Origin of the sequence: Moorena sp. SIO4A1, assembly GCF_010672065.1 — a bacterium.
Classification (GTDB): domain Bacteria; phylum Cyanobacteriota; class Cyanobacteriia; order Cyanobacteriales; family Coleofasciculaceae; genus Moorena.
Map to the genome: position 1 here is coordinate 1 of NZ_JAAHHX010000219.1, position 2958 is coordinate 2958.

Genomic DNA, 2958 nt, shown 5'->3' on the forward strand with positions numbered 1-2958 from the left:
TAGGGTCGCTAGTGAGTACGATCGTATTAGTCTAGAAACCCAGTTAGCAGATGAGCAAGACCGTTACCAGATGCTGGACAGAACCTTGGTGGGTCAACGCCGGACTCTATGGGAACGAGAAGAAATTCTAAATCAGCACCTACGAGTGTTGCGACTGCGGCAAGGAATTGTGGATAGTAATGGTCAACAAAACCAGAAAATTGACTTAGGACCAATTTTGATCGAACTAGAAGCACAGTGCAAACAACAGTCAGATCAATTGCAACAACTAGAACGAGAAATTGAACAGATGCGCCTTAGGGTTAGCCAAGCTGAAGAATTGATGAATCAACAAACCCAAGAAAAGGATGCTAAGCTGGCTCAGGTAAACAATTTGGAGGAAAGTTGGCTCTCCAATCAGGTGAAGGTAGCTCAACTTTGGGGCAAAGTTCATCTCTATGAAAAAACCCTACAGCCATTGCAAGATGGTCTCAATAAAATTCGACAGAAGCTGGATGCGATCGCAAATGCTCTGAATCACATCCAGAAAACAGGTGATTCTCAACAACAAGCGATCGCTCAAATATCCCAAATCATCAGTAGCTTAAGCCAATCTCCAGAGTTGGCAGCTTCTTAGGTTTAAGGTTTAATATTAAATGTTGTTCGCCCCGTATTCGGTGTAGGGTAGGTTGAATGTTAAAGGTTGAATGTTGTTCGCCCCGTATTCGGTGTAGGGTAGGTTGAAGGAGAACAATTTCTCAGAAACTCAGAGATAGAACGGTTTCATACTTCATACTTCGGTATTAAGGATAATCCATTCTTCTTCTACCAAGGCTGTTACTCCACCAGGAAAGGATGACGTTCGAGAACGGTTGGGAGCAGCAATTAAACCAGTCACCGCTTCGATTTGTTCAAAGTTGAGGGCTTTGACTTGGTTTTCCTGAAGGAACTTCCGAATCACACGACGTTGCAGAGCTAGGGGAGCTTGCTGTAATACCAGACGATTCAATCGTGGAGGGCTATTGCTACCAGGATCTTCCTCGACCGTAGGTACTGCCATGGCTTGCTTTTGGATTTGCTCAGCAGTGTTTTCGAGATATTCCACGTCTGCTCGCAAGATTTCAGCAATTTGGGACAATGCGGTCTCAACTTGTGGGTTGAAATGGGTTTTTATATAGGGTATTAGCTCTTGGCGGATGCGGTTACGGGCATAGTTAAGGTCTTGATTGTAAGCATCTACCCAAATGGACAGTTGCTGCTGCTCGCAAAACTGGAGAGTTTCGCTACGGGATGTGTCAAGTAGGGGACGCACCAGACTTACTCCAGGAGCGAGAGGTCGTTCCCAGGTCAGAGCTTGCAAGCCATCAGTCCCTGAACCTCTGATCAGGTTATAGAGGACTGTTTCAGCGCGATCGCTTTTTGTGTGACCTGTGACAACAGTGGGGTAACCTTGAGTTTGGGCAATGTCAATCAGGGCTTGATAACGCCACTGCCGCGCTGCTGATTCGCTCTTTGTCACTTCAGGGGCAGTTCGTAGATGAAATGGAAGCCCCCAACTTTGAGCAATTTGCTGTACATGAAGAGAAATTCCTTCATCATAGGGCCAACGGTGGTCACAGTGGGCGATTCCTAGCTGCCATTTCCACTTGGGCTGTAAATCTAGCAGTAGTTTGGTTAGGCAAAGGGAATCTTGCCCACCGGATACGGCTACTAAAACCTGCTGATTCTTTGGTAGTAGCTTCTTTTGCCGCAGGGTTCTATGTAGCCGTGCATGAAGAGGTGTCCAACTCGGTATCTCAGACATTAGAGTCGTTATGAATGGTTATCCAAAACTTTTAAATTTTGAATTTTGTAGGTCATAGATACCCTAGAATCCGATAAATCCTAAACGCTCAAGGTTCTTAAAAGCCTTGAAATCAGCGTGTTCACTACGATGCTCCTATGTCAACATTTACCACAACATTTACCAATAGACTATTATTTACCCTTATTTAAGTTCATTCATTTCCTGCCAGACATCATCCATTAGGGAATTATCATCACCGTTTTCTGATTCCTCATCAAAGGAAATATCGTCCAGTTTAAACATGTCTTCATCACTATCATCAGACATATCACCCAGATCAAAATCATTACTACTGTCTGTTGATACTGCTGACAAATCCAGCAAATCTTCTTCCTCTGCTGTCGGTGATTCTACGAACTCTATATCTTCTTCACTATCGGAAAAGTCTCCTAAATCAAAGTCATCTTCTTGATTGGTTGTGGTTTGTTCGAAACCAATATCTTCCTCACTATTGGAAAAGTCTCCTAAATCAAAGTCATCTTCAGTACTGGTTGGGGTTTGTTCAAAACCAATATCTTCCTCACTTTCCTGACTATCGGAAAAGTCTCCTAAATCAAAGTCATCTTCAGTACTGGTTGGGGTTTGTTCAAAACCAATATCTTCTTCACTTTCCTGACTATCGGAAAAGTCTCCTAAATCAAAGTCATCTTCAGTACTGGTTAGGGTTTGATCGAGAGCAATGTCTTCATCTGCATCAAGTGTTGGTTTAAGTGTCATCTCATCCGAGATAGCAGTTGAGGCATCTTCCTCCAGTTCTTCAGCTAGTGATATTCCAGGAGCAGTCACAGCAACTGTGGCTGCTCCAACTCCCAGCTCCAATCCAGAATCATTACTAGTTTCTGGCTCTGTGAGGTCTAGCTGTTCTGCTACCTGGGTTGATGTGCTTTGTAATGTTTCACCACCAATAGCTGATATATTATCAACTTTATCCTGAGCCTCTACAAGGCAAAATTCTAGATTAAGTCTTACCTTGCCTTGCTGCCAGTTATTTGCAGAAAATTGCAATACTTCACAGGGAATACCCGATTCGCTAAACCAACTTTCCTGTTCTGGAGTCCATTCATCCCCTAAAACTTCTACCAATTTCTTTTTGATAGCAACTAAGAATTCACCGACCCTAAAGGTACGGTTAC

Annotated in this window: 2 protein-coding genes and 1 pseudogene; 1 reads left to right on the top strand and 2 read right to left on the bottom strand. The window is 43.5% G+C overall.

Annotation, left to right across the window (positions count from 1 at the left end; translation table 11 throughout):
- A pseudogene (locus F6K53_RS36410) lies at positions 1-616 on the top strand (hypothetical protein); the annotation flags it as partial.
- Positions 617-769: 153 nt separating this feature from the next.
- Here the strand turns inward: F6K53_RS36410 and tilS are convergent.
- Positions 770-1783: a tRNA lysidine(34) synthetase TilS gene (gene tilS / locus F6K53_RS36415; RefSeq protein WP_293084327.1), complete on the bottom strand. Its 1014-nt coding sequence runs from the start codon at positions 1781-1783 to the stop codon at positions 770-772.
- 183 nt (positions 1784-1966) lie between these two features.
- Positions 1967-2958: KGK domain-containing protein (locus F6K53_RS36420; RefSeq protein WP_293084330.1), on the bottom strand; the 992-nt coding region annotated here is incomplete at its 5' end.